Source organism: Pseudomonas sp. FP1740, from assembly GCF_030687165.1.
In the GTDB taxonomy this organism is placed as follows: domain Bacteria; phylum Pseudomonadota; class Gammaproteobacteria; order Pseudomonadales; family Pseudomonadaceae; genus Aquipseudomonas.
Genome location: NZ_CP117461.1, coordinates 5,385,078 through 5,407,630 on the forward strand (window position 1 = coordinate 5,385,078; position 22,553 = coordinate 5,407,630).

Annotated in this window: 19 protein-coding genes; 13 read left to right on the forward strand and 6 right to left on the reverse strand. The window is 58.8% G+C overall.

The window, feature by feature from the left end; genetic code table 11:
* Window positions 1-13 precede the first annotated feature (13 nt).
* The 4 genes from frr to rpsB all read right to left on the reverse strand — a co-directional run bounded on the left by frr (window position 14) and on the right by rpsB (window position 3,313).
* Window positions 14-571, reverse strand: a complete 558-nt coding sequence (gene frr, locus PSH69_RS24110) for a ribosome recycling factor (RefSeq protein WP_007940501.1) — start codon at window positions 569-571, stop codon at window positions 14-16.
* Entirely contained in the window at window positions 568-1,311 is a 744-nt protein-coding gene (gene pyrH, locus PSH69_RS24115) for a UMP kinase (RefSeq protein ID WP_003198235.1), read from the reverse strand. The genes frr and pyrH overlap by 4 nt, the downstream gene beginning before the upstream one ends.
* A gap of 210 nt (window positions 1,312-1,521) precedes the next feature.
* A complete protein-coding gene (tsf, locus tag PSH69_RS24120; RefSeq protein WP_018927018.1) occupies window positions 1,522-2,385 on the reverse strand; it encodes a translation elongation factor Ts in 864 nt (287 codons plus the stop codon).
* A gap of 190 nt (window positions 2,386-2,575) precedes the next feature.
* A complete protein-coding gene (rpsB, locus tag PSH69_RS24125; RefSeq protein WP_018927019.1) occupies window positions 2,576-3,313 on the reverse strand; it encodes a 30S ribosomal protein S2 in 738 nt (245 codons plus the stop codon).
* A gap of 372 nt (window positions 3,314-3,685) precedes the next feature.
* On the opposite strand from rpsB, the gene map reads away from it, so the two are divergent.
* From map to PSH69_RS24165, 8 genes are all read left to right on the forward strand, one after another.
* Complete coding sequence (gene map / locus PSH69_RS24130; RefSeq protein WP_018927020.1) at window positions 3,686-4,468, forward strand: type I methionyl aminopeptidase; 783 nt, start codon at window positions 3,686-3,688, stop codon at window positions 4,466-4,468.
* A gap of 45 nt (window positions 4,469-4,513) precedes the next feature.
* On the forward strand, window positions 4,514-7,216 hold the full coding sequence (locus PSH69_RS24135; RefSeq protein WP_305410038.1) for a [protein-PII] uridylyltransferase: 2,703 nt from the start codon (window positions 4,514-4,516) through the stop codon (window positions 7,214-7,216).
* Window positions 7,217-7,372: 156 nt separating this feature from the next.
* On the forward strand, window positions 7,373-8,572 hold the full coding sequence (gene dapC / locus PSH69_RS24140) for a succinyldiaminopimelate transaminase (RefSeq protein ID WP_305410039.1): 1,200 nt from the start codon (window positions 7,373-7,375) through the stop codon (window positions 8,570-8,572).
* A 277-nt stretch (window positions 8,573-8,849) separates the two neighbouring features.
* Window positions 8,850-9,572, forward strand: a complete 723-nt coding sequence (locus PSH69_RS24145; protein ID WP_305410040.1) for a M12 family metallopeptidase — start codon at window positions 8,850-8,852, stop codon at window positions 9,570-9,572.
* A 453-nt stretch (window positions 9,573-10,025) separates the two neighbouring features.
* Window positions 10,026-10,334, forward strand: coding sequence for an arsenate reductase (locus tag PSH69_RS24150; RefSeq protein ID WP_230139376.1), 309 nt, complete (start codon window positions 10,026-10,028; stop codon window positions 10,332-10,334).
* 33 nt (window positions 10,335-10,367) lie between these two features.
* Window positions 10,368-11,402: a 2,3,4,5-tetrahydropyridine-2,6-dicarboxylate N-succinyltransferase gene (gene dapD, locus PSH69_RS24155; protein WP_305410041.1), complete on the forward strand. Its 1,035-nt coding sequence runs from the start codon at window positions 10,368-10,370 to the stop codon at window positions 11,400-11,402.
* A 94-nt stretch (window positions 11,403-11,496) separates the two neighbouring features.
* Window positions 11,497-12,702, forward strand: coding sequence for an aminotransferase class V-fold PLP-dependent enzyme (locus PSH69_RS24160; RefSeq protein ID WP_305410042.1), 1,206 nt, complete (start codon window positions 11,497-11,499; stop codon window positions 12,700-12,702).
* Window positions 12,699-13,103, forward strand: coding sequence for a SufE family protein (locus tag PSH69_RS24165; protein WP_305410043.1), 405 nt, complete (start codon window positions 12,699-12,701; stop codon window positions 13,101-13,103). The genes PSH69_RS24160 and PSH69_RS24165 overlap by 4 nt, the downstream gene beginning before the upstream one ends.
* Window positions 13,104-13,223: 120 nt before the next feature.
* Here the strand turns inward: PSH69_RS24165 and tcdA are convergent, their stop codons facing one another.
* On the reverse strand, window positions 13,224-14,036 hold the full coding sequence (tcdA, locus tag PSH69_RS24170; RefSeq protein ID WP_305410044.1) for a tRNA cyclic N6-threonylcarbamoyladenosine(37) synthase TcdA: 813 nt from the start codon (window positions 14,034-14,036) through the stop codon (window positions 13,224-13,226).
* A gap of 287 nt (window positions 14,037-14,323) precedes the next feature.
* Here tcdA and PSH69_RS24175 point away from each other — a divergent pair, with 287 nt between their 5' ends.
* From PSH69_RS24175 to PSH69_RS24190, 4 genes are all read left to right on the forward strand, one after another.
* Window positions 14,324-16,912, forward strand: a complete 2,589-nt coding sequence (locus PSH69_RS24175) for a glycosyltransferase (protein WP_305410045.1) — start codon at window positions 14,324-14,326, stop codon at window positions 16,910-16,912.
* 142 nt (window positions 16,913-17,054) lie between these two features.
* Window positions 17,055-18,206, forward strand: coding sequence for a succinyl-diaminopimelate desuccinylase (gene dapE, locus PSH69_RS24180; protein ID WP_305410046.1), 1,152 nt, complete (start codon window positions 17,055-17,057; stop codon window positions 18,204-18,206).
* Window positions 18,206-19,015, forward strand: a complete 810-nt coding sequence (locus tag PSH69_RS24185) for a putative RNA methyltransferase (protein ID WP_018927030.1) — start codon at window positions 18,206-18,208, stop codon at window positions 19,013-19,015. Before dapE ends, PSH69_RS24185 begins: the two co-directional genes overlap by 1 nt.
* A gap of 95 nt (window positions 19,016-19,110) precedes the next feature.
* Window positions 19,111-19,488: a hypothetical protein gene (locus PSH69_RS24190; RefSeq protein ID WP_007940479.1), complete on the forward strand. Its 378-nt coding sequence runs from the start codon at window positions 19,111-19,113 to the stop codon at window positions 19,486-19,488.
* A 92-nt stretch (window positions 19,489-19,580) separates the two neighbouring features.
* Here PSH69_RS24190 and PSH69_RS24195 read toward each other — a convergent pair whose 3' ends face one another.
* Window positions 19,581-19,790 (reverse strand): cold shock domain-containing protein, encoded by a 210-nt coding sequence (locus tag PSH69_RS24195; RefSeq protein ID WP_007940478.1) that lies wholly within the window; start codon window positions 19,788-19,790, stop codon window positions 19,581-19,583.
* Between the two features lie 237 nt (window positions 19,791-20,027).
* On the opposite strand from PSH69_RS24195, the gene plsB reads away from it, so the two are divergent.
* Entirely contained in the window at window positions 20,028-22,532 is a 2,505-nt protein-coding gene (gene plsB, locus PSH69_RS24200; protein ID WP_305410047.1) for a glycerol-3-phosphate 1-O-acyltransferase PlsB, read from the forward strand.
* Window positions 22,533-22,553 lie beyond the last annotated feature (21 nt).

Sequence of the window (22,553 nt, forward strand, 5' to 3'; positions counted from 1 at the left end):
TGAAACTCGACCCTTATACGGCCATCAGGTCTTTTTCTTTCTCCGCCAACTTAGCGTCGATTTCAGCCACGAATTTCTTGGTCAGATCGTCGATCTCGCCAGTGGCACGACGCTCTTCGTCTTCGCTGATTTCCTTTTCCTTGACCAGGTCCTTCAGCGAGCTGTTTGCATCGCGACGGATGTTGCGCACGGCAACACGGGCATCCTCAGCGACATCACGAGCCTGCTTGGTGAAACCCCGGCGGGTTTCTTCGGTCAGGGCTGGCATGGAGATCAGCAGCAACTCACCCAGGTTGGTCGGGTTGAGATTCAGGCCAGCGCTACCGATAGCCTTGTCGACCGCGCCCAGCATGTTGCGCTCGAAGGCAACGACTTGCAGGGTACGGGCGTCTTTAACGGTGATGTTCGCCACTTGTTTGATCGGAGTGTCGGCGCCGTAGTACGGAACCATCACGCCCTCCAGAATGCTTGGGTGCGCCTGGCCGGTACGGATACGCCCGAAGTTGTGCGCCAGCGATTCTACGGATTTCTGCATGCGCTCTTTAGCGTCTTTCTTGATTTCGTTGATCATTGTTGAACTTCCTCGATCAGGGTTCCTTCAGCGCCGCCATGTACGATATTCAACAGGGCACCGGGTTTGTTCATATTAAACACGCGCAGCGGCATCTTGTGGTCGCGGCACAGGCAAATGGCCGTCAGATCCATCACACCCAGCTTGCGATCCAGCACTTCATCGTAGGTCAGATGATCGAACTTCTCGGCATGCGGGTCTTTGAACGGGTCAGCGGTGTAGACGCCATCAACCTTCGTTGCCTTGAGCACCACATCGGCATCGATTTCGATTGCGCGCAGGCAGGCAGCCGAGTCCGTAGTGAAGAACGGGTTGCCAGTACCGGCCGCGAAAATCACGACTTCCTTGGAGTTCAGGTGGCGCATGGCTTTGCGGCGATCATAGTGATCGGTCACGCCAACCATGGAAATGGCCGACATCACGATGGCCGAGATATTGGCACGTTCCAGCGCATCGCGCATCGCAAGGGCGTTCATCACAGTGGCCAGCATGCCCATGTGGTCGCCAGTGACCCGATCCATGCCGGCTGCGCTGAGCGCTGCGCCGCGGAACAGGTTACCCCCGCCGATCACCAGACCGACCTGAACACCGATGCCAACCAGTTGGCCAACTTCCAGTGCCATGCGATCCAGAACTTTCGGATCGATCCCGAACTCTTCCGAGCCCATCAGGGCCTCGCCGCTAAGCTTGAGTAGAATGCGTTTATAGCGAGCCTGATAACCACTGCCCTGCTGAGCCATTGCGAATCTCTCCTGCGGCGTATTTTAAAAATTCTTTGCGAGCTGTTTACAGCTGGCGTTCACTCTAGCTTGGCGCTGCTTCAGCGCCATCGGAACATGGCTTTGTAAGCCAGTTCCAAAAGGAAACCAAATAAAATTGGCAACCCCATCTGAAAAGAGGCTGCGCGCGTAAGCGGGCAGCCTCTTCAGGGCGACAGTTAAAAAACCGTCTTATTGCTTGCTGGCAGCCAGCTGGGCAGCAACTTCTTCTGCGAAGTTGTCTACTGGCTTCTCGATGCCTTCGCCTACTTTGAAGTAGGTGAAAGAAACGATTTCAGCACCGGCTTTCTTGGCCAGGTCGCCGACCTTGATCTCAGGGTTCTTGACGAACGCCTGCTCAACCAGGCTCGCTTCAGCCAGGAACTTGCTGATACGGCCTTTGACCATGTTTTCAACGATGTTTTCTGGCTTGCCGGCAATCTTGTCAGCGTTGAGGGTCAGGAACACGCCTTTCTCGCGCTCGATCGCTTCAGCGGAAACTTCCGACGGCAGCAGGAATTCAGGGTTGGTAGCCGCTACGTGCATAGCGATGTCTTTGGCCAGCTCAACGTCGCCGCCCTTGAGAACAACCGCAACACCAATCTTGTTGCCGTGCAGGTAGCCACCAACAACATCGCCTTCAACGCGAGCCAGGCGACGAATGTTGACGTTTTCGCCAACCTTGCCAACCAGAACCAGACGATCAGCTTCACGCGCTTCGATCAGCGGAGCAGCATCGGTCAGCTTGTCAGCGAACGCTTTTTCAATGCTGGCAGCAACAAATGCCTTGAAGTCGTCCTGCAGAGCCAGGAAGTCGGTCTGCGAGTTCACTTCCAGCAGAACGGCGGATTTACCGTCTTCCTTGAGAGCGATTGCGCCTTCAGCGGCAACGTTGCCGGCTTTCTTGGCAGCCTTGATGGCGCCCGAAGCGCGCATGTCATCAATGGCTTTTTCGATGTCGCCGCCAGCCTTGGTCAAGGCCTTTTTGCAGTCCATCATGCCTTCGCCGGTACGCTCGCGCAGTTCTTTGACCAACGCTGCAGTAATCTCTGCCATTTTCAAATTCCTCTTGGATAGGTTTTCAACCATTCCACCCGATCGAACGGGCGATCAATTCTTCCCGAACCACCCTTGTTAGCTGCCGCACGTTACAGATAAAGCAGTGGGCGCCGACAAATGGTTTTCGAGGTGGCAAAAAGGGGGCCAAGCCCCCTTTTTGCTTACTGAGTCAACGCCAGGGCGTCAATTACTCAGCTGCAGCCTGAGTTTCTTCAGCTACGAATTCTACAGTGCCGCCAGCAACATTGTTGCGACCACGGATAACAGCGTCAGCCATCGAACCCATGTACAGCTGGATAGCGCGGATTGCGTCATCGTTGCCTGGGATGATGTAGTCAACGCCTTCCGGGCTGCTGTTGGTATCGACTACGCCGATAACCGGGATACCCAGCTTGTTTGCTTCGGTGATCGCGATGCGCTCGTGATCAACGTCGATAACGAACAGAGCGTCTGGCAGACCGCCCATGTCCTTGATACCACCCAGGGAACGATCCAGCTTCTCAAGATCGCGAGTGCGCATCAGCGCTTCTTTCTTGGTCAGCTTGGCGAAAGTACCGTCTTCGGCTTGCACTTCAAGGTCACGCAGACGCTTGATGGAAGCACGGATGGTTTTGAAGTTGGTCAGCATGCCGCCCAACCAGCGGTGATCGACGTACGGGGAACCGCAACGTGCTGCTTCTTCAGCAACGATCTTGCCAGCGGAACGCTTGGTGCCGACGAACAGAATCTTGTTTTTGCCCTGGGCCAGACGCTCTACGAAGGTCAGAGCTTCGTTGAACATTGGCAGGGTTTTTTCAAGGTTGATGATGTGAATCTTGTTACGCGCGCCGAAAATGTACTTACCCATTTTCGGATTCCAGTAACGGGTTTGGTGACCGAAGTGCACACCGGCCTTCAGCATATCGCGCATGTTGACTTGGGACATGATAGTTCCTTAATAAGTCGGGTTTGGCCTCCACGTATCCCAATGACCAACCAGCAGCATCAGCTGAAGGCACCCAGGTCATCGTGTCGACACGTGTGTGGATTTAAGCTTTTCAGGGTACCCCGGAAAGCGGCGCATTTTATATCACAAGGCCGGAAAAAACGGAACCCGCATTCTGAAAACCTGGCGAATGCTTTTGATACCGCCCTTGGAATCCCCCAAGAATGCGCCATCCTATAGAGAGAAGCGATGCACAGAAGCTCAGATTTGCCCTGATCGTCTGGTAGAATTGCGTTTTTCAGGGCCGCGACGATCGTTCGCGCAATGCCCATTTCGTTTTAGAAGGCGCCATTGAGCGCAGAGAGAGCCTGTATGACCGTCACCCTCAAAACCCCAGAGGACATCGCAAAAATGCGGATCGCCGGCAAATTGGCCGCCGATGTGCTGGAAATGATTGCCGATTATGTCAAGCCGGGCGTTACCACCGAAGAGCTGGACCGCATCTGCCACGACTACATCGTCAACGAGCAGAAAGCCATTCCTGCCCCGCTCAACTACAAGGGCTTTCCGAAGTCGATCTGCACCTCGATCAACCACGTGGTCTGCCACGGCATCCCGAACGAGAAGCCGTTGAAGGATGGCGACACGCTGAACATCGACGTCACGGTGATCAAGGACGGCTACCACGGCGATACCAGCCGCATGTTCCACGTCGGCACCGTGCCGGTCTGGGCCGAGCGCCTGTCCCAGGTGACGCAGGAATGCATGTACAAGGCCATCGAACTGGTCAAACCCGGCTGCCGCCTGGGCGATATCGGTGAAGTGATCCAGAAGCACGCGGAAAAGAACGGTTTCTCGGTGGTTCGCGAGTTCTGCGGCCACGGCATCGGCAAGGTGTTCCACGAAGAACCGCAGATCCTGCACTACGGCCGCGCCGGCACCGGCATGGAACTGAAAGCCGGCATGACCTTCACCATCGAGCCGATGATCAACCAGGGCAAGGCCGACACCAAGGTGCTGGGCGATGGCTGGACCGCGATCACCAAGGACCGCAAGCTGTCGGCGCAATGGGAACACACTCTGCTGGTGACCGATACCGGCTACGAGATCTTCACCCTGCGCAGCGACGATACCATCCCGCGCGTTTCGGCCTGATCCCGCCCGCGCCGTTCCCAGCCTTATAGAAAGGAAAGCCAATCGATGCCGCAGGTGGATCCCGAACTCTTCGACCGCGGCCAGTTCCAGGCTGAACTGGCCCTGAAGGCAAGCCCTATCGCTGCTTTCAAGAAGGCGATCCGTCAGGCCCGCGAGGTGCTCGACGAGCGGTTTCGCAGCGGCCGGGAGATTCGCCGTTTGATCGAGGATCGTGCCTGGTTCATCGATAACATCCTGCAAAAGGCCTGGGAGCAATTCAACTGGAACTTCGAAGCCGACATCGCGCTGGTCGCGGTCGGCGGCTACGGTCGTGGCGAGTTGCACCCCTACTCCGACATCGACCTGCTGATCCTGCTGGACGGCGCCGACCACGAAATTTTCCGTGATTCAATCGAGCGTTTTCTGACGTTGCTGTGGGACATCGGCCTGGAAGTCGGCCAGAGCGTTCGCTCGGTTGACGAATGCGCCGAGGAAGCCCGCGCCGACCTGACGGTGATCACCAACCTGATGGAAAGCCGCACCATTGCCGGTCCCGAGCGCCTGCGCCAGCGCATGCTGGACGTGACCAGCACAGAACACATGTGGCCCAGCAAGGAGTTTTTCCTGGCCAAGCGCGCCGAACAGAAAGCCCGTCACCATAAGTACAACGACACCGAGTACAACCTGGAACCCAACGTCAAGGGCTCGCCCGGTGGCCTGCGGGATATCCAGACGATTCTGTGGGTTGCCCGTCGTGAGTACGGCACCCTCAATCTGCGGGCCCTGGCCGGCGAAGGTTTCCTGGTGGAGAGCGAGAACGCCCTGCTGGCTTCGTCCCAGGAATTCCTGTGGAAAGTGCGTTACGCGCTGCACATGCTCGCCGGCCGCGCCGAAGACCGTCTGCTGTTCGACCACCAGCGCACGATTGCCGGGCTGCTGGGTTTCGTCGGCAATGACGCCAAGCACGCCATCGAAAACTTCATGCAGCAGTACTACCGGGTGGTCATGAGCATTGCCCAGCTCAGCGACTTGATCATCCAGCACTTCGAAGAAGTGATCCTGGCCCCCGAAGACGAAGCACCACCGCAGCCAATCAACTCGCGATTCCAGCTGCACGACGGCTACATCGAGGCACGCAACAACAATGTGTTCCGCCGCACGCCGTTCGCCATGCTCGAAATCTTCGTGCTGATGGCCCAGCAGCCGGAGATCAAAGGCGTACGCGCCGACACCATCCGCCTGCTGCGCGAGAACCGTCATTTGATCGACGACGACTTCCGCAATGATATTCGCAATACCAGCCTGTTCATCGAATTGTTCAAGTGCAAGATCGGTATCCACCGCAACCTGCGGCGGATGAACCGTTACGGGATCCTTGGGCGTTATCTGCCGGAGTTCGGCTTTATTGTCGGGCAGATGCAGCACGACCTGTTTCACATCTATACGGTCGACGCGCACACCCTGAACCTGATTAAGCACCTGCGTAAGTTGCAGTACACCCAGGTGTCGGAAAAATTCCCGCTGGCCAGCAAGCTCATGGCCAAACTGCCCAAGCCGGAGTTGATTTACCTGGCCGGCCTGTACCACGACATCGGCAAGGGCCGGCATGGCGATCACTCGGAAATCGGCGCAGTGGATGCAGAAGCCTTTTGCCAACGCCACCAGTTGCCGATCTGGGACAGCCGACTGATTGTCTGGCTGGTGCAGAATCACCTGGTGATGTCGACCACCGCCCAGCGCAAGGACTTGTCCGACCCGCATGTGATCCACGATTTCGCGCAGATTGTCGGTGATGAAACCCGCCTCGATTATCTGTACGTGCTGACCGTTGCCGACATCAATGCAACCAACCCGACGCTATGGAACTCCTGGCGCGCGAGCCTGTTGCGCCAGCTCTACACCGAGACCAAGCGCGCCTTGCGTCGCGGCCTGGAAAACCCGGTGGATCGCGAAGAGCAGATCCGCCAGACCCAAAGCGCAGCGCTGGACATTCTGGTACGCGGTGGCACCGACCCGGACGATGTCGAGCAGCTGTGGGCGCAACTGGGCGATGACTACTTCCTGCGTCACACCGCCGGCGACGTGGCCTGGCACACTGATGCAATCTTGCAGCAGCCGGCCGACGGCGGCCCGCTGGTGCTGATCAAGGAAACCACCCAGCGCGAGTTCGAGGGCGGTACGCAGATCTTCATTTATGCGCCGGACCAGCACGACTTCTTCGCCGTGACCGTGGCGGCGATGGACCAGCTCAACCTGAACATTCACGACGCCCGGGTCATTACCTCCAGCAGCCAGTTCACCCTCGACACCTATATCGTGCTCGACACCGATGGCGACTCGATCGGCGACAACCCGGCGCGGGTCAAGCAGATTCGTGAAGGCCTGACCGAAGCCCTGCGCAATCCGGACAACTATCCAACGATTATCCAGCGTCGGGTGCCGCGTCAGCTCAAACATTTTGCCTTTGCGCCACAGGTGACGATCCACAACGATGCCCAGCGTCCGGTGACCGTGCTGGAACTCAGCGCACCCGACCGTCCTGGGTTGCTGGCGCGGATCGGCACGATCTTCCTCGAGTTCGACCTGTCGCTGCAGAACGCCAAGATCGCCACCTTGGGCGAGCGCGTGGAAGACGTGTTTTTCATCACCGACGCCAACAATCAGCCGCTGTCCGACCCGTTGCTGTGCAGCCGTTTGCAGGATGCAATCGTCAAACAGCTGAGCGTCAACCAGGAACCCGATATCAAACATTCGCGCATCAGCATCTGAATCAACCCATCCCCCTGTGGGAGCGGGCTTGTGTGGCGAGGGAGCTTGCTCCCGCTGGGTCGCGAAGCGACCCCAAAAGCTTGCGACTGCTGCGCAGTCGAACGGGAGCAAGCTCCCTCGCCACACAGGCCCGCTCCCACATTGAACGAGGCCTCCATGAACAACGCTCTGAACCAGTTGCAGCCCTATCCGTTCGAAAAGCTCCGCGCCCTGCTCGGCAGCGTCACGCCAAACCCGGACAAACGCGCCATCGCGCTGTCCATCGGCGAACCGAAGCATCGCTCGCCAAGCTTTGTCGCCGAAGCCCTGGCAAGCAATCTGGATCAGATGGCCGTATACCCAACCACCCTCGGCATCCCGGCCCTGCGTGAAGCGATCGCCGCATGGTGCGAACGCCGTTTCAGCGTTCCAAATGGCTGGCTCGACCCCGCGCGCAACGTGCTGCCGGTCAACGGCACCCGCGAAGCGTTGTTCGCATTCACCCAGACCGTGGTCAACCGTGGTGAAGACGCGCTGGTGGTCAGCCCGAACCCGTTCTATCAGATCTACGAAGGCGCGGCGTTCCTGGCCGGAGCCAAGCCGCATTACCTGCCATGCCTTGACGAAAACGGCTTCAACCCGGATTTCGACGCTGTTTCGCCAGACATCTGGAAGCGTTGCCAGATCCTGTTCCTGTGCTCGCCGGGCAACCCGACCGGCGCGTTGATCCCGGTTGAAACCCTGAAAAAACTGATCGCCCTGGCCGACGAATACGATTTCGTGATCGCCGCTGACGAGTGCTACAGCGAACTGTACTTCGATGAACAGACCCCGCCACCCGGCCTGCTCAGCGCCTGCGTTGAACTAGGCCGCAAAGATTTCAAGCGTTGCGTGGTGTTTCATAGCCTGTCCAAGCGTTCCAACCTGCCAGGCCTGCGTTCGGGCTTTGTGGCCGGCGATGCAGACATCCTCAAGGGTTTCCTGCTGTATCGCACTTACCACGGCTGTGCGATGCCGGTTCAAACGCAACTGGCCAGCGTTGCCGCGTGGAACGACGAAGTGCATGTGCGGGCCAACCGTGCGCTGTACCGTGAGAAGTACGATGCGGTATTGGAAATCCTCAGCCCGGTGATGGATGTGCAGCGCCCGGATGGCGGTTTCTATCTGTGGCCAAACGTAAATGGCGACGACGCGGTGTTCTGCCGGGATCTGTTTGCCGAGGAACACGTGACGGTCGTACCAGGGTCTTACCTGTCTCGCGAAGTGAACGGCTCAAACCCCGGAGCAGGCCGAGTACGTATGGCGCTGGTTGCACCGTTGGCAGAATGCATTGAAGCCGCAGAGCGAATTCGCGCGTTTATTACACGCAATAAATAACTCATAAAAGCTCCGCACTATGCAATGTAGTGCGGAGCAGCATCAACCAAGCCATTCATTTAATAACACCCCCCCTACCCAGCACACACAACAACACCCTCCCCCCCCAACAAAAACAAACTTACATATCGCTTTCGCTCGCCAATTGACGACACTAAGCAACACACACTATAAAACCCATCTAAACATCAGACCAAAACAAAATCACATAGATAAACAAACCAATGCATCTCCAATAACGGAGACATCAAACAACACACTCACAAGGATGACAAGCATGAACTTATGCAAGTGCATTGAGCCCGATGATATTCAGGCTTCTTATGATGCGGCAATCAATGAAGACCTAGCGAACGCGCCCCAGACAATACCGGGAGGTCGACAAAAACGTGCTGTAGGCGACCACACCAAATTCTGGAAAAAAGGTCGGACACTAAAAGTCGCTTTTCTGAGCACCAACCGTTGGTTCATCGAGGCCACACAAGGAGCAATCCACCAATGGATACCTGCCGTCTTTGACGTTCGCATCCTTTTCGTCGAAGGTTCAGAGGGTGATATCCGGATATCTGACGACTTCCATTCAGGGAATTGGTCCGTTGTTGGCACTGACGCACTGATTGTACCGAAAGATGAACCGACCATGAATTTGCAATGGCAAGGACTAGATCAAATTTTCTTCGGTAACGTGCTGCATGAGTTTGGTCACGCTCTTGGGCTTAAACACGAGCACCAACATCCAGATGCCAATATTAACTGGAACGAAACTGCCGTTTACGAATTCATGAGCCGAACACAAAAATGGTCAAGAGAGGAGATCTATTCCAACCTGTTAAAAAAACTGGAAAAACCAAAAACCCGAACATCGCCTTATGACCGCACCTCAATCATGCACTACCCTATCCAGGCTGAACTTACTCTCGACGGTGTAGCGATAGCGCGTAACAATCGCTTATCTGCAAACGACGTAAAGCTGATGACAGAAATTTACAGCGGGAGATAAACCTAAACACTGTCAGGGGTGGATAAGCTGCCTCTGACAGTCAATATAAAGCCACACATTATAGAGCCTTATACTTCATCCACACCGTCAATAAAAACCCAGCCAACGCTGCTTCAACCATCAGGTCTCGACGCAAGCGCTCGCTCGTCAGCTACTCAAAGCTGTGGGCAAACGGCCGTACACTCAAAATCGCGCATAAAGCGCGGTTCACGAGCAATCGACAGCATTGAAGTGCCATATTAGCGGCTTAGACTGCAGGCTGACCGTTGCACCTGTGTCGTATAGAACAGTGGATTGCCAAGACAAAAAGACAAACCCGACCACAGCCGACGCGAAACCGTCCGGTCATGGCATAATCCGTCACCTTTTATTTTCAGCACCTGCAAAGGGGGCAATTCCTTGACCGTTTCAAGCAAAACGTTGCACCTTTTCGGCATCAAAGCCTGCGACACCATGAAAAAGGCGCGCACCTGGCTCGATGAACACGCTGTCGGCTATGACTTCCATGATTACAAAGCGGTCGGAATCGACCGTGAACACCTGACCCAATGGTGCGAGGAGCACGGCTGGCAAGTGGTGTTGAACCGTGCAGGCACGACCTTTCGCAAGCTCGACGACGAACGCAAAGCCGATCTCGACCAGCCGAAAGCCATCGAACTGATGCTCGCACAACCCTCGATGATCAAGCGCCCGGTGCTCGATCTCGGTGACAGAACCCTGATTGGCTTCAAGCCAGATATCTACGCGGCCGCACTCAAGTAAGGCAGCCCGTTCCATTTTGTTAGAGGTATCAACATGTCCACTACCCTGTTCAGCCTGGCCTTTGGTGTCGGCACTCAAAACCGTCAAGGCGCATGGCTGGAAGTGTTTTACGCGCAACCACTGCTCAACCCGTCGGCCGAACTGGTCGCTGCCATTGCACCGGTTCTGGGCTACACCGAAGGCAATCAGGCCATCGCGTTCAGCACTGCTCAGGCGTCGCAACTGGCTGAAGCGCTGAAAAGCGTCGACGCTGCACAAGCTGCGCTGCTGACACGTCTGGCCGAGAGCCACAAGCCGCTGGTCGCCACGCTGTTGGCCGAAGACGCGCAACTGAGCTCCACGCCTGAGGCTTACCTCAAGCTGCACCTGCTGTCCCACCGTCTGGTCAAGCCGCATGGCCTGAATCTGGCCGGGATCTTCCCGCTGCTGCCGAACGTGGCCTGGACCAGCCAGGGTGCGATCGACCTGTCCGAACTGGCTGAGCATCAACTGGAAGCCCGCCTGCGCGGCGAGCTGCTGGAAGTGTTCTCGGTGGACAAGTTCCCGAAAATGACCGACTACGTGGTACCGGCCGGCGTGCGTATCGCTGACGCGGCACGTATTCGTCTGGGCGCCTACGTGGGCGAAGGCACCACCGTGATGCACGAAGGTTTCGTTAACTTCAACGCTGGCACCGAAGGCCCGGGCATGATCGAAGGCCGCGTGTCGGCTGGCGTGTTCGTCGGCAAGGGTTCGGACCTGGGCGGCGGTTGCTCGACCATGGGCACTCTGTCGGGCGGCGGCAACATCGTGATCAAGGTCGGCGAAGGCTGCCTGATCGGCGCCAACGCCGGTATCGGTATCCCGTTGGGCGATCGCAACACCGTTGAGTCGGGCCTGTACGTGACAGCCGGTACCAAGGTTGCGCTGCTGGACGAGCACAACAAACTGGTCAAAGTGGTTAAAGCCCGTGAACTGGCCGGTCAACCTGACCTGTTGTTCCGCCGCAATTCGGAAACCGGTGCCGTGGAGTGCAAAACCCACAAGTCGGCTATCGAACTGAACGAAGCGCTGCACGCTCACAACTAAGCAGAGCGTCAAACGATCACCTTGTAGGAGCGCCGCATCGCTCGCTCCTACAAGGTCAGGCGTACACCCGCCCATGTCACCAGGGCCGAACAACATGATGATTCCTTCTCCCTGGCGCGCCGATTTTCCGGCCATCGCCGCACTGCAACGGCAAGACCAGACCTATCTGGACAACGCCGCCACCACGCAAAAACCTCAAGCCCTGCTGGATGCCCTGGCGCATTACTACACCAACGGTGCGGCCAACGTGCATCGGGCGCAACACTTGCCCGGCGCCCATGCCACCCAGGCGTTCGAGGACAGCCGCCGCAAAGTTGCGCAATGGCTCAATGCCGGCGATTGCGGACAGATTATCTTTACCCACGGTGCGACTTCCGCGCTGAACCTCCTGGCCTATGGCCTGGAACACCTTTTCAATCCGGGCGATGAAATTGTCATCAGCGCTCTGGAGCACCACGCCAACCTGTTGCCGTGGCAGCAACTGGCCCACCGTCGCGACCTGAAGCTGGTGATCCTGCCGCTGAATGTCGATGGTTTGATCGACCTGGATGTCGCCGCGCAGTTGATCGGTCCGCGAACCCGTTTGCTGGCGGTCAGCCAGCTGTCCAACGTGCTGGGCGCCTGGCAACCGTTGCCCGCGCTGTTGGCGATGGCCAAGGCACACAACGCGCTGACCGTGGTCGATGGCGCTCAAGGCGTGGTTCATGGTCGGCACGACGTGCGGGCACTGGGCTGCGACTTCTACGTGTTTTCCAGCCACAAACTCTACGGCCCCGATGGCCTGGGCGTGCTGTTCGGACGCAACGAAGCGCTGCAACAGCTGCGCCCCTGGCAGTTCGGCGGCGAAATGGTGCTGGACGCCAACTACCACGATGCTCGTTTTCGGTCCGCACCGCTGGGGTTCGAGGCCGGTACGCCGCCGATCGCCAGTGTGATCGGTCTGGGCGCGACGCTGGACTATCTCGCCGGGCTGGATCAGGACGCCGTGTCCGCCCACGAAGCGGCCCTGCATGACTATTTACTCAAAGGCCTGGAAGCGCGCAACGGCATTCGCCTGCTGGGCAAACCGCAACTGGCGCTGGCCAGTTTTGTTGTCGAGGGTGTGCATAACTCTGATTTGGCGCATTTGCTGACTGAACAGGGCATCGCCGTGCGCGCCGGTCATCATTGCGCCATGCCGTTGCTCAAAAGCTTTGAACTGGCCGGGGCGATTCGGGTGTCGTTGGCGCTGTACAACAATTCCGAAGACCTTGAGCGCTTTTTCGAAGCACTGGATCAGGCCCTGGAGTTATTGCGATGACCTTGCCCGTCGATGCCATTACAGCGCTGGACACGTTTCAGCAGGCGGCGAGCTGGGAACAGCGGGCGCGGCTGTTGATGCAGTGGGGCGACCGTCTGCCAGCGTTGAGCGATGTGGATAAAGTCGACGCCAACCGCGTGCATGGTTGTGAAAGCCAGGTCTGGCTGGTCGGCACGTTGCAGGACGGGCACTGGCAATTCAGCGCCAGCAGCGATGCGCGGTTGATTCGCGGGTTGGTGGCGTTGCTGTTGGCGCGGGTCAATGGGTTGTCGGCGGTGGAGTTGCGGCAGGTGGATCTGGCGGATTGGTTCAATCAGTTGGGGCTCGGCCGCCAGTTGTCCCAATCCCGTAGCAATGGCTTGAATGCGGTGTTGCAGCGGATGCGTGAGCTAGCGCACTGATCGTTCCCACGCTCCGGGTGGGAATGCCTCCACGGACGCTCCGTATTCGGCTCTGGAAGGGACGCGGAGCGTCCCGGCTGCATTCCCACGCAGAGCGTGGGAACGATCGAACCACAACCATTAAACCTGAGGTTTGACCCGATCCGCCGGACGCCGCACGCCCGCCACAATCTTATCCACAGCCTTGGTCGCCGCGACCATGCCAAACGTCGCCGTCACCATCATCACCGCGCCAAAGCCCCCGGCGCAGTCGAGCTTCACGCCGTCCCCGACAAAACTCTTCTGCAGGCAAATGCTGCCATCGGGTTTCGGGTAGCGCAGTTGCTCGGTGGAAAACACGCACGGCACGCTGTAGTGACGGGTCACGGTACGGGAGAAACCATAGTCGCGGCGCAATGTTGAGCGCACTTTCGACGCCAGCGGATCGTTGAACGTGCGGTTCAGGTCGCAGACCTGGATCAGCGTCGGGTCGATCTGCCCGCCCGCACCGCCGGTGGTAATGATCTGAATCTTGCGCCGCTTGCACCAGGCGATCAGCGCCGCCTTGGCGTTGACGCTGTCGATGCAGTCGATCACGCAATCGATGTTCGGCGTGATGTATTCGGCCATGGTTTCGCGGGTAACGAAATCCGCCACCGCATGCACCGTGCAGTCCGGGTTGATCCCTCGCAGGCGCTCGGCCATCACCTCGACCTTGGGCTTGCCGACGGTGCTGTCCAACGCATGCAGCTGACGGTTGACGTTGCTGACGCAGACGTCGTCCAGGTCGAACAGCGATATCTCGCCCACGCCACACCGGGCAACCGCTTCCGCCGCCCAGGAACCGACACCACCGATGCCGACGATCGCCACATGGGCCGCGCGCAAGCGCTCCATGCCTTCAATGCCATACAAGCGGGCGATACCAGCAAACCGTGGATCTTCTGTACTCATGACCATTACCCCAAAAACCGGCGCGCATTATAGGGCTGTCGGCGGTCAAGAGCACCTTTGGTGCTATGGACGGCAGACTGACGGCTTCAATTGACTACAAATTTATTGGAATTGGGCTACATCATCCCGGTCGAAGAACTTAAGTCGACCTGGATTGCCCAATGTCGGGCGTTTCCCTGTTCGCTGTACGGTCAGAGAACCTCCAGTGTAGGATGCGCGCCCCTGCCACCTGGCAGCCGGCCGCCAACCGTTCCTTCGTTCCACAGCCTTTGGAACCCGAAAAAGCTATGTCATCGCGTAAATTTGGACTCAACCTGGTCGTGGTGCTCGCCATCGCAGCCTTGTTTACCGGCTTCTGGGCGCTGATCAATCGCCCGGTCTCCGCCCCCAACTGGCCTGAACAGATCTCTGGCTTCTCGTACTCGCCGTTTCAACAAGGCCAGTACCCGCAGAAAGACCAGTATCCGACCGACGATGAAATGCGTCGCGACCTGGAGATCATGAGCAAGCTGACGGACAACATCCGGACCTACTCGGTCGACGGCACGCTGGAGGATATCCCCAAACTGGCGGAAGAATTCGGCCTGAGGGTGACCCTGGGGATCTGGATCAGCCCGGACCAGGAACGCAACGAGCGCGAGATCCTGCGCGCCATCGAACTGGCCAACACCTCCCGCAGTGTGGTTCGCGTCGTGGTCGGTAACGAGGCGATCTTCCGTAAGGAAATCACCGCTGCCGAGCTGAGCGTGATCCTGGATCGCGTGCGCGCAGCCGTTAAGGTTCCGGTCACCACCTCTGAGCAGTGGCACGTCTGGGAAGAGCACCCGGAACTGGCCAAGCACGTCGACCTGATCGCAGCTCACGTTCTGCCCTACTGGGAGTTCATCCCTGTAGACAAGGCCGGCCAGTTCGTTCTCGACCGCGCCCGTGACCTGAAAAAGATGTTCCCGAAAAAACCGTTGCTGCTCTCCGAAGTCGGCTGGCCGAGCAACGGCCGTATGCGCGGTGGCGCCGATGCGTCGCCGGCGGACCAGGCCATTTACTTGCGCACACTGGTCAACAAGCTCAACCGTCAGGGTTTCAACTACTTCGTGATCGAAGCGTTTGACCAACCGTGGAAGGCCACTGACGAAGGCTCGGTAGGCGCGTACTGGGGCGTGTTCAACGCCGCGCGCCAGCAGAAATTCAACTTCGAAGGCCCGGTGGTCGCGATCCCGCAATGGCGTGTGCTGGCGATCGGCTCGGCCGTGTTGGCCCTGCTGTCCCTGACCTTGCTGATGATCGACGGCTCGGCCCTGCGCCAACGTGGTCGTACCTTCCTGACCTTTATCGCGTTCCTCTGCGGTTCGGTGCTGGTATGGATCGGTTACGACTACAGCCAGCAATACAGCACCTGGTTCAGCCTGACGGTGGGTTTCCTGCTCGCCCTCGGTGCACTCGGGGTGTTTATCGTTCTGCTGACGGAAGCCCATGAACTGGCCGAAGCGGTCTGGACCCACAAACGCCGGCGTGAATTCCTGCCGGTCGTGGGCGAATCGGACTACCGGCCGAAGGTGTCAATTCACGTTCCTTGCTACAACGAGCCGCCGGAGATGGTCAAACAGACCCTCAATGCCTTGGCCAATCTCGACTATCCGGACTTCGAAGTCCTGATCATCGACAACAACACCAAGGACCCGGCGGTCTGGGAACCGGTGCGTGATTATTGCGAAACTCTTGGCCCACGCTTCAAGTTCTTCCACGTCGCACCGTTGGCTGGTTTCAAGGGTGGCGCACTGAATTACCTGATTCCACATACCGCCAAAGATGCCGAAGTGATTGCGGTGATCGACTCGGACTACTGCGTCGACCCGAACTGGCTCAAGCACATGGTGCCGCACTTCGCCGACCCGAAAATCGCCGTGGTGCAATCACCGCAGGATTACCGCGACCAGAACGAAAGCACCTTCAAGAAGCTCTGCTATGCGGAATACAAAGGCTTCTTCCACATCGGCATGGTCACCCGCAACGACCGTGACGCGATCATCCAGCACGGCACCATGACCATGACCCGGCGTTCGGTGCTCGAGGAACTGGGCTGGGCCGACTGGTGTATCTGTGAAGACGCCGAACTGGGCCTGCGCGTGTTCGAAAAAGGTCTGTCGGCGGCGTACTACCACACCAGCTACGGCAAAGGCCTGATGCCCGATACCTTTATCGACTTCAAGAAACAGCGTTTCCGCTGGGCCTATGGCGCGATTCAGATCATCAAGCGTCACACCGCCAGCCTGCTGCGTGGCAAGGACACCGAGCTGACCCGTGGCCAGCGTTACCACTTCCTCGCGGGCTGGCTGCCGTGGGTGGCGGATGGCATGAACATCTTTTTCACCGTCGGCGCGCTGTTGTGGTCGGCGGCGATGATCATCGTGCCGCAACGGGTCGATCCACCGCTGCTGATTTTCGCGATCCCGCCATTGGCGCTGTTCGTGTTCAAGGTGGGCAAGATCATCTTCCTGTACCGTCGTGCGGTCGGGGTCAACCTGAAGGACGCCTTCTGTGCCGCACTGGCCGGGCTGGCGTTGTCGCACACCATCGCCAAAGCGGTGCTGTACGGCTTCTTCACCAGCAGCATTCCGTTCTTCCGTACCCCGAAAAATGCCGATAACCACGGCTTCTGGGTGGCGATTTCGGAGGCTCGCGAAGAGCTGTTTATCATGCTGCTGCTGTGGGGCGCGGCGCTGGGGATCTTCCTGGTGCAGGGTATACCAAGCAACGACATGCGCTTCTGGGTGACTATGTTGCTGGTGCAGTCGCTGCCGTACCTGGCGGCGCTGATCATGGCGTTCCTGTCGTCGCTGCCTAAACCTTCGGTAGAAGCTGCGCCGGTACCGGCGTAATCCGTTATTAGATAACGTCAAACGGCGGCCTTCGGGCCGCCGTTTTGCTTTAGAATGATCGCCTTTTTCAATGCCAACAAACTCGGTAGGAGCGGCTTCGGCAGCCCCTACATGTTTACCGTGCGCACCTCGGAGTTCTTACATGACGGCCCACGCCGACCTTTCGCCGACCCTTCAACTCGCCATCGACCTGATCCGTCGTCCATCCGTGACGCCGGTCGACGCCGATTGCCAGAAGCAGATGATGCAGCGCCTGGGCGATGCTGGTTTTATGCTGGAGCCGATGCGCATCGAAGATGTGGATAACTTCTGGGCGACCCACGGCAAACATGACGGTCCGGTGCTGTGCTTCGCCGGTCACACCGATGTGGTGCCGACCGGTCCGGTGGCTGCCTGGCAGATCGATCCGTTCAACGCGGTGATCGACGAACACGGCATGCTCTGCGGCCGTGGCGCGGCAGACATGAAAGGCAGCCTTGCGTCCATGACCGTGGCGGCCGAGCGTTTCGTCGCCGACTATCCGGATCACAAGGGCAAGGTTGCGTTCCTGATCACCAGCGACGAAGAAGGTCCGGCGCACCACGGCACCAAGGCAGTGGTCGAACGCCTTGCCGCCCGCAAGGAGCGTCTGGACTGGTGCATCGTCGGCGAGCCGTCGAGCACCAGCCTGGTGGGTGACGTGGTCAAGAACGGCCGTCGCGGTTCCCTCGGCGCCAAATTGACCGTGCGCGGTGTGCAGGGCCACGTGGCGTATCCGCACCTGGCGAAGAACCCGATCCACCTCGCCGCCCCGGCGCTCGCCGAACTTGCCGCCGAGCACTGGGACCACGGCAACGATTTCTTCCCGCCGACCAGTTTCCAGATCTCCAACGTCAATTCCGGCACCGGTGCGACCAACGTGATTCCGGGTGATCTGGTGGCGGTATTCAACTTCCGCTTCTCCACCGAGTCCACCGTCGAAGGCCTGCAAAAGCGCGTCGCCGACATCCTCGACAAGCATGGCCTGGACTGGCACATCGACTGGGCGCTGTCCGGCCTGCCATTCCTCACCGAGCCGGGCGCGCTGCTCGACGCGGTGTCGTCGAGCATCAAGGACATCACCGGTCGTGACACCAAAGCCTCCACCAGCGGCGGCACTTCCGATGGGCGCTTCATCGCGACCATGGGCACCCAAGTGGTTGAACTGGGCCCGGTCAACGCGACGATCCACCAGGTCAACGAACGCGTACTGGCGGCCGACCTCGACGTGCTGACCGAAATCTACTACCAGACCCTGATCAAGTTGCTCGCCTGATGCTGGCCTGCCCGATCTGCAGCGAACCGCTGAACGCGGTGGACAACGGCGTGGCCTGCCCCGCCGGGCACCGTTTCGACCGCGCACGGCAGGGTTACCTGAACCTGCTGCCGGTGCAGCACAAGAACAGCCGTGACCCTGGGGATAATCAGGCGATGGTCGAAGCCCGTCGCGACTTTCTGAACGCCGGCCATTACGCGCCGGTGGCCAAGCGTCTGGCGGAACTGGCCGCCGGTTATGCGCCCCAGCGCTGGCTGGACATCGGCTGTGGCGAGGGTTATTACACCGCGCAAATCGCCGAAGCCTTGCCCAACGCCGATGGTTATGCCCTGGACATTTCCCGGGAGGCCGTCAAACGCGCCTGCAAACGCAACCCTGCGCTGACCTGGTTGATCGCCAGCATGGCGCGAGTGCCGTTGGCCTCGGGCAGTTGCCAGTTTTTGGCCAGCGTGTTCAGCCCGCTGGACTGGGAAGAAGCCAAACGTCTGCTCAGCCCCGGTGGAGGCTTGATGAAAGTCGGGCCGACCAGCGGCCATCTGATGGAATTGCGTGAGCGGCTGTACGACGAAGTGCGCGAGTACACCGACGACAAGCACCTGGCGCTGGTGCCGGAAGGCATGGCGTTGCAACACAGCGAAACCCTGGAATTCAAACTGACGCTGGTCAATGGTCAGGATCGCGCGAACCTCTTGGCGATGACACCTCACGGCTGGCGCGCCAGTGCCGAACGCCGGACAGCAGTCATTGAACAAGTGGAACCGTTCGAGGTCACCGTTTCAATGCGCTACGATTATTTCGTTCTGCAGTAGTAGTTAGAGAACAACTTTAATTTTTGGTCTTGAGTAAAGGCTCAAGGCCGGCTAAATCCGCGAATGGATTTTTCAGACCCGCAGTGAGGACATCCATGCGCCAACCGGACATCGAGATTTACCTGAAAGACGCCGACGTCGATCACAAAGCCATCGCGGCCTGGCTCGGCGCGGCTTTAGGCCCCTGCACCGACTGGGTCCAGAAAGGTCAGACCTACAAGTGCAAGGCCGGCAACGTGCCGGTCACCTGGCTGCCCAAAGCCGTCGGCAAATGGAACAGCCTGTACCTGGAAAGCGACCAGACCCCGTGGGAAGACGACATTGCCTGCGCCCGCGCCGCATTTGCCGCGCTCAACGTCGAAGTGCGTTGTGCGCCGGGTAGCTGGGTCGAGGAAGAGGGTGAAGAGTCAGCGGATCGCTGGATTCGCATCAGCGTCGATGGTGAAGAAGAGATCACCTGGAAAACCGCGTAAAACGGAAAAGATCGCAGCCTTCGGCAGCCCCTACAGAGTTTTGTGCCCCCCTGTAGGAGCTGCCGAAGGCTGCGATCTTTTGATCTTAGGCTTTACAGACCTACAACATCCTCAGCCTGCAACCCCTTCTGCCCTTCCACCACCGCATATTCAACCTGCTGACCTTCAGTCAGCGAGCGATGCCCTTCGCCACGGATCGCGCGGTAGTGCACGAACACGTCCACCCCGTCCTGGCGCTGAATGAAGCCATAACCCTTGGCGTCGTTGAACCACTTCACGTTGCCGGTTTCGCGTGTTGCCATCTGTTCATACTCCCTTTTTATTATTGATCGGGCTTTTCGCAGGAAAGCCTTGAGGAACGTCAGCCTGCATCCGACGTCCATTGAAGGGCCCCGGCGACAGACCGCCGAGTATATGACAGGTGCAAAAACTCTCAACAGGAGTTTACTTCGCTGCTTTTTTGCCGATTTTCGATGAATCCGGCACACTATCGACCGCCCGAGCAAACGCTCGGTTTTATTCACTCACGCAGAAGCCGTATGACCCGTTCCCCGTTCCGCCGTCTTGTGTTTGGCACCCTGCGCCGACTGCTGTACCTCTGGGTTCGCTCAGAGACGATCAACCAGTCGTCGTTCACCCTTAACCTCGACCGCAGCCGGCCGGTGTTCTACGTCCTGCAAAACCCTTCGCTGACCGACCTTGCCGTGGTCGATACCGAATGCAGCAAGGCCGGCCTGCCCCGTCCGGTATTGCCGGTATCGGTGGGTGCGCTGGTGGAGCCCGCCGCGTTCTTTTACCTGACACCGGATCCCGACTGGCTTGGCCGTCAGGACAAACGCGGTGCGCCGCCGACCCTGACCCGTCTGGTCAGCGCCCTGAGCCAGAACGCCGCCGAAGACGCGCAGATCATTCCGGTCAGCGTGTTCTGGGGCCAGTCGCCGGACAGCGAGTCGAGCCCATGGAAGCTGCTGTTCGCCGACAGCTGGGCGGTCACCGGACGGTTGCGCCGGTTGCTGAGCATCATCGTGCTGGGGCGCAAGACCCGGGTGCAGTTCTCGGCACCGATCCATCTGCGCGAACTGATCGAACACAACAAGGGCCACGAGCGCACGGTGCGCATGGCCCAGCGGATTCTGCGGGTGCACTTCCGCAATCTGAAAGCCGCAGTGATCGGCCCGGACATTTCCCACCGGCGCAATCTGGTCAAAGGCCTGCTCAACCAGCCGCTGGTCAAGCAAGCGATCCTCGACGAAGCCGAGCGCGAGAACATCTCCCCGGAAAAAGCCAAGGCCCAGGCCTTGCGCTACGGAAACGAAATCGCCTCCGACTACACCTACACCGCGATCCGCTTCATGGAAGTGGTGCTGAGCTGGTTCTGGAACAAAATCTACGACGGGATCAAGGTCAACAACATCGAAGGCGTGCAAAAGGTCGCCCCGGGTTACGAAGTGATCTACGTCCCCTGCCACCGTAGCCACATCGACTACCTGCTGCTGTCCTATCTGCTGTTCCGCAACGGCCTGACCCCGCCGCACATCGCCGCCGGGATCAACCTCAACATGCCGGGGATCGGCGGTCTGTTGCGTCGCGGCGGTGCGTTCTTCATGCGCCGCACCTTCAAGGGCAACCCGCTCTATACCTCGGTGTTCAACGAATACCTGCACACTCTGTTCACCAAAGGCTTCCCGGTCGAGTACTTCGTCGAGGGCGGCCGTTCGCGCACCGGGCGTATGCTGCAACCGAAAACCGGGATGCTCGCGATCACGCTGCGCAGCTTCCTGCGCTCGTCGCGCATGCCGATCGTGTTCGTGCCGGTGTACATCGGTTACGAGCGCGTGCTGGAAGGCCGTACCTACCTCGGCGAATTGCGTGGCGCGAGCAAGAAGAAAGAATCGATCTTCGACATCTTCAAAGTCATCGGCGCGCTCAAACAGCGCTTCGGTCAGGTCGCGGTGAACTTCGGTGAGCCGATCAAACTGGCGGAGTTCCTCGACAGCGAACAGCCAGACTGGCGCCAACAGGCACACGGCCCGCAATTCAAACCGGCCTGGCTCAACGAGACCACCAACCGCCTTGGCGAGAAAGTCGCGCAGCATCTGAACGAAGCGGCGGCGATCAACCCGGTGAATCTGGTAGCCCTGGCGCTGCTGTCCACCAGCCGCCTGGCCCTGGATGATCGCGCCATGGCGCGGGTGCTCGATTTGTATCTGGCGCTGTTGCGCAAGGTTCCCTATTCGCCGCACACCACCCTGCCGGACGGTGACGGCCGCACGCTGATCGAGCATGTGAAGGACATGAACCTGCTGTCTGAGCAGAACGATGCGCTGGGCAAGATTCTGTACCTGGACGAACAAAACGCCGTCCTGATGACCTACTACCGCAACAACGTATTGCACATTTTCGCGTTGCCGTCGCTGCTGGCGAGTTTCTTCCAGAGTGCGTCGCGCATGAGTCGCGAGCAGATCCTGCGCTACACCCGTGCGCTGTATCCGTACTTGCAATCGGAGCTGTTCATTCGCTGGACGCTGGACGAACTCGATGGCGTGATCGATCAGTGGCTCGAAGCCTTCGTCGAGCAAGGCCTGCTGCGTTTCGAGAAGGACGTGTACCTGCGCCCGGCGCCGAGTTCGCGGCATTTCGTATTGCTGACGCTGTTGTCGAAAAGCATCGCCCAGACCTTGCAGCGCTTCTACATGACCGTTTCCCTGCTGCTCAACAGCGGCCAGAACAGCATCAGCGCCGAAGAACTGGAAGACCTGTGCACCGTCATGGCCCAGCGCCTGTCGATCCTCCACGGCCTGAACGCCCCGGAGTTCTTCGACAAGAGCCTGTTCCGTCATTTCATCCAGACAATGCTGGACCTCGATGTGCTGCGCCGCGACGAATCCGGCAAGCTGAGCTACCACGAACTGCTGGGTGAACTGGCCGAAGGTGCGGCCAAACGGGTGCTGCCAGCGGAGATTCGCTTGTCGATCCGTCAGGTGGCACTGCATCGCAGTGAAGATGCGGCGGACCAAGTCGCGACGACGGCGCAAACCGACTAAATTTCAACATCGTTCCCAACC